General features: G+C 58.3%; 5 protein-coding genes. 1 reads left to right on the forward strand and 4 read right to left on the reverse strand.

The annotated features are described in order from the left end of the window. The 4 genes from NW863_RS12375 to upp all read right to left on the reverse strand — a co-directional run. The coding region (locus NW863_RS12375; RefSeq protein ID WP_414366713.1) for a DnaJ domain-containing protein at positions 1–424 on the reverse strand (424 nt) is incomplete at its 3' end. Positions 425–658: 234 nt separating this feature from the next. Next, positions 659–1,339 carry a tetratricopeptide repeat protein gene (locus NW863_RS12380; protein WP_414366715.1) on the reverse strand — a complete coding sequence of 227 codons (681 nt, stop codon included), beginning with the start codon at positions 1,337–1,339 and terminating at the stop codon, positions 659–661. After that, entirely contained in the window at positions 1,332–2,240 is a 909-nt protein-coding gene (locus NW863_RS12385) for an HAD hydrolase family protein (protein WP_414366717.1), read from the reverse strand. The genes NW863_RS12380 and NW863_RS12385 overlap by 8 nt, the downstream gene beginning before the upstream one ends. 259 nt (positions 2,241–2,499) lie before the next feature. Then, the gene (gene upp, locus NW863_RS12390; RefSeq protein WP_414366718.1) at positions 2,500–3,183 is read right to left on the reverse strand and encodes a uracil phosphoribosyltransferase; all 684 of its coding nucleotides are present in this window, start codon (positions 3,181–3,183) and stop codon (positions 2,500–2,502) included. Positions 3,184–3,420: 237 nt separating this feature from the next. Between upp and NW863_RS12395 the strand changes: the two genes are divergently transcribed. Then, on the forward strand, positions 3,421–4,226 hold an 806-nt coding region (locus NW863_RS12395; RefSeq protein WP_414366720.1), incomplete at its 3' end, for a hypothetical protein.

Genomic DNA, 4,226 nt, shown 5'->3' on the forward strand with positions numbered 1-4,226 from the left:
TCCTTAGCTCAGACTTCACTTGCTCTATCTTTTGATTGTAGTTAACTTCGATACTTTCCTTGCGACGCTCTATTTCCTTTGCAGCTTTCTGTATCTTGTCAGGGTCGAACGGCCAAGTGCTGCCGTCTTGGGTGCTATAGCTGGGTTTGGCTTTCAGGCCTGGGCTATACTCGCTCCCTTTGGTCTGCGGAGCCTGGGAAGCCCTTTGAGAGTCGTAGGCTTTTCGCTTGACAGGGTCACTGAGTATCGTGTAGGCCTCTTGAATCGACTTAAATTTTTCTTCAATGTATTGTCGAGCCTTGTCCGGTGTACCGGGAGGGAGACGATCCGGGTGATACTCTTTGGCAAGCCGCCTGTAGTTCTCTTTAATTTCTTCAAGGGTCGCGTCGGGCTTTATTTCCAGCTCGCGGTAGAAATCTTTCATGAAGGGATCCCGTCTTTGCTACCTTGCCGGAAGGATTCTACCGCTGCTCCCGTAGGTTAGAAAAGTACTGTTTAATACCAGCTTTCTTCCTTTAATCCTTTTTAATCCCGCCTTGAGTGCCAGACCCGCTAGGGAGAGCCGCACTCGCAACAGTCCTCTGGGCATGGTCGGCTCTTCTTCCTGAGCCGTAGCTATCTATTCCCAATTGCTTGCTGGTTTGGACAGGGAGGGATCCTAGTCCAACTTCCGCCGCCGTAGCCGCTGCAAGGCCGAGAGAGGTTTCTCTTCTTCTGGCTGCTTTTCTAGAGTTGCTTCTGGCGGGGCAACTTTTTGGTTTTTCTCGACTTCAAGCGCAAATTTGTCCCCCTCCGAATCGATAGTTAGGGGGGGGGCGGGGTTGTTAGTCTGTTGGCCAGGCAGAGGAACCGGCTCCAAGGGGGCCAGCAGGGACTGGATGTGGCTATAGGTTTCGGGGTTGCTGCGGGCGGCGTGGGCCAGGAGAGTGAGCTGCTCTTTGGCTTGCACGAGGTTCCCCAATTTGAGATCCACCAAAGCCAGTTGGTAGCGGGCCTTGAAACTTGTGGGATCCACCTCCACTGAGCGTTGGAAGGCGGCTCGCGCCTCTGGGAGGTTGCCCTGACGGGCGTAGATCAGGCCAAGGTTAAAAGGTACGTCGGGATCCCGCTCGCTGGGAAGAACCCTGGTTTTGTCTTCCAGCTCAAGGGCGGCCCGGTAGGCATTGATGGCTAGGGTGTGAAAGCCCATCTGCAGGTAGCGGGCTGCATCTGCCTTGAGTTGGGCCACTGTCGGCTCCCCGGTGAGCAGATTCATAGGCGGCTGGGCAGAGGCGGGCAGTCCCAGCACCAAGCTCAGCAGGCATCCCACGGCGGCAGTCTGTCCACTGCTTTTATTCATCACCACGATCAGTTTCCTCCAACCACGTCAACACCACTTCGTTCCATCCTTCAGGGCCGGGGAGCCGGGCCAGTTGCCACTGGGTCTGAACCTCTGGCCCACCGAGGTGAACGGCCTCCTTCCAGAGGCTATCCGCAATTGGGCTGGGAAGCACGACTTTCCGCTCCGCCCAGCGCAAAAACGCCAGATCGGGCAGGGAACAGCCAATGCCCAGAGCCCTGACCGGGCCCAAGTGTCTCTGGTAGCAGTCTAGAAGCAACCGCACCGCCTCTTCTCCAGGCCAGAAACTGGCTGCTGGGGTTGAATGCATCCACTTCCAGCCAGTGAGATACCAGTGCGAAGGGCTGGGAAGGTGGAGCTGACGCAGCCGCAACTGGTGCTGGCTGAGGGTGGCCTCTTGCTGGGCGAAGGCCGCTTTTAGGGTGGCTGGATCCCCGGAATAGCTGAAAATCTCGCTATATTCCCGCTGTTGCACCCGTTCTGCCTCCTCCAAAGGGATCCCAGTGGCGGCAGCGAGCTCCGAGGCTGTCCAATCCCCAAACCCAATGAGATCCAAGTGGCAATCTTGACGCACCTGTTGCAAAATGTGGCGCAAGCAGGAGTAGGGCAATCCCAGGGCACACACGTAGTAGGGAGAGCAGTGTTGCCAGCGCTCGTCCAAAATCCCTGCGGGAAAGTAATGTTCGGGGACGTAAATGGCGGAACCGTCCTCGCAGATGAAGGGATGCTCCAGGCGCAGTTGCTGACACAGATGTTCCAGTTGGGCGCGGGTACGTAGGCTGTAGAGCACCAAGGGAATGGAGCGGCGCTCCAGAGCCGCTAAAGCTTGTCGGGCAGAGCCATAGCTGTTGGACTGGGGATCTAGGAGGCTGCCATCCAAACTGGTGAGGACAAGTCGCATAGGTCCAGGAAAGGAAAAGGCGCTGGCACCAGTCAATTAGCCAGATCAAACAGCCTCTGGCCCGAGGAGCGCAAGCCGGATCCCTGAGGCAGGCCTTGGGGCTCAAGCGGCCAGCATTCCCATCATCCAACAGCCTTGACAGAAGTGAAGCACCCAGAGCGGCACTGAGGCAATTGATGCCAAATGTTACGCTCTGCTGCCATGCCCAGCCGATCCTAGCGACAGAGCAAGCCTCTTGGCTCGCGATTCCTTTGAGGGATCAGGTGCCGAAAGCGCGATCCCCAGCATCTCCCAACCCAGGCAGGATAAACCCTCGGTCGTTTAGACGCTCGTCAATCATGGCGCAGAAAATTTGCACCATTGGGTAATGGGATCCCAGCCGCTGCAACCCCGGCGGAGCGGCCAAGACACTCACAATTCTCACTAAGCTGGGATCCGCTCCTCGTTTTTTCAGCTCATCCAAGACCCAGAGCAAGGTGCCGCCAGTAGCCAACATCGGCTCAGGGATGAGAATGCGCATCTGCTCCGGGATCCGCTCTGGCAGGCGATTGAGGTAACAACTCACCTGCAGCGTCTCCTCGTCCCGCACCAGGCCCACATGAAAAACCCGTGCCTGGGGCAAGAGAGCCTGACAGCCTTCCAGCATGGCCAGGCCAGCCCGCAAAATGGGCACGATGGCCAGCGGCGTGTTGGGGGCGATAACTTCTGCTGCAGCAGGTTCCAGAGGAGTTTGCACCTGCACCGCCTGAGTTGGGATCCACTCCCGCATCGCCTCGTAGGTTAGCCAGCGGCCCAGCTCCGATAGAGCACTGCGAAACAAAGGCGTGGGGGTTTCCACATCGCGAGCCACGGCTAACCAGTGCTTAATGAGCGGGTGAGAGGGGACATAGACCCGAAGCTGCTGACTTGCCACAGAAAGATGCCTCAATCTGGGCGGTAGCATAGCGGTTTGCCTGAGCAGAAAGCAAGCACCTCCCTCAAGGCAATAACCAGCCTGGAGGTCCGTGGTTGGCTTGCCAACTGCAGGGCTACAGAAAGCCCGCTCCGTACCGCTTAGCAGTCGGAGCCGGGTAGTTTACGATGGGTTGCCATGCTTCGCCGTTACAGCCTAGGACAAAGCTGGAGCTGGGTCTGCGGATCCGGTAGATCTGGATCACGAGATTTTTTTTGAGGATCGCCCATGTCTGCCGTCCGGTTTCAGCCGTTGCGGGTGGCCTTCACCTGTGCGGATCCCAGCCAAGCGCAAATGCCTGTTGCCGAGTTGTTGGCGGCTCTGCCGGCCTCGCCGCTTCTGACGTACACTGACCCGGAAGCAGCGGACTTGCGGGTAGAGATGCTGCCCGATGCCATCTACCACTTCTACCGACGGGAGGAAGAGGGGGCGCTGGCGGCCTTTCGGATCCCGGTAAAAAAGCCGCAGGCTCTACCTCGCAAGCTGGTGCGGCTGCTGGAACATGTGGCCGCCTTCGACAACCTCCTCAACCTGCAACCTGCCAGCGATGCTTTGAGCAGTGTTCTGGAAGTAGAGTTTCTGCAACTGGAAACGCCGGCCAGTGGCTCTACCCCTGCCGAAGTCAGCCCCCTGCCGCGGGATCCCCAGGGACAGGTGCAAATTCAAGCAGGCCGCAACCTCGCCATCGCCCTGCGCAACAGGGCTCTCACTCCAGTGCACGTCTATGTAACAGTCTTTGACGAACGGCAGTGCAGCGTCGGTTTAGTCTATCCCTACCAGCCGGACTTTCCTGCCCGCCTGCGCCCTAGTGAAAGTGTGCTAGTCGGCTCTGGCCCTCGCTACCTGCTGCAGATGCAACTGCCCGAAGACGCGGAGACAACGGTGGATCGCTTCAAAATCTGGGTCAGCAGTACTGGCATGCAGCCGGGCATCATGGCAATGCCCCCGCTGGGACAAAGACTGGAGCCCCCCTCCGAGGATCCCTACGGATCGGGATCCCGGCTGGATCGGGAAGTTCGGCTGGCCATTTTGGG

This window comes from Synechococcus sp. B60.1, assembly GCF_047462555.1.
In the GTDB taxonomy this organism is placed as follows: domain Bacteria; phylum Cyanobacteriota; class Cyanobacteriia; order Thermostichales; family Thermostichaceae; genus Thermostichus.

Bases quoted from the DNA above. Each gene is read 5' to 3' on its own strand.
- NW863_RS12385 (WP_414366717.1), bottom strand. From the start codon at position 2,240: ATGCGACTTGTCCTCACCAGTTTGGATGGCAGCCTCCTAGATCCCCAG.
- upp (WP_414366718.1), bottom strand. From the start codon at position 3,183: ATGCTACCGCCCAGATTGAGGCATCTTTCTGTGGCAAGTCAGCAGCTT.
- NW863_RS12380 (WP_414366715.1), bottom strand. From the start codon at position 1,339: ATGAATAAAAGCAGTGGACAGACTGCCGCCGTGGGATGCCTGCTGAGC.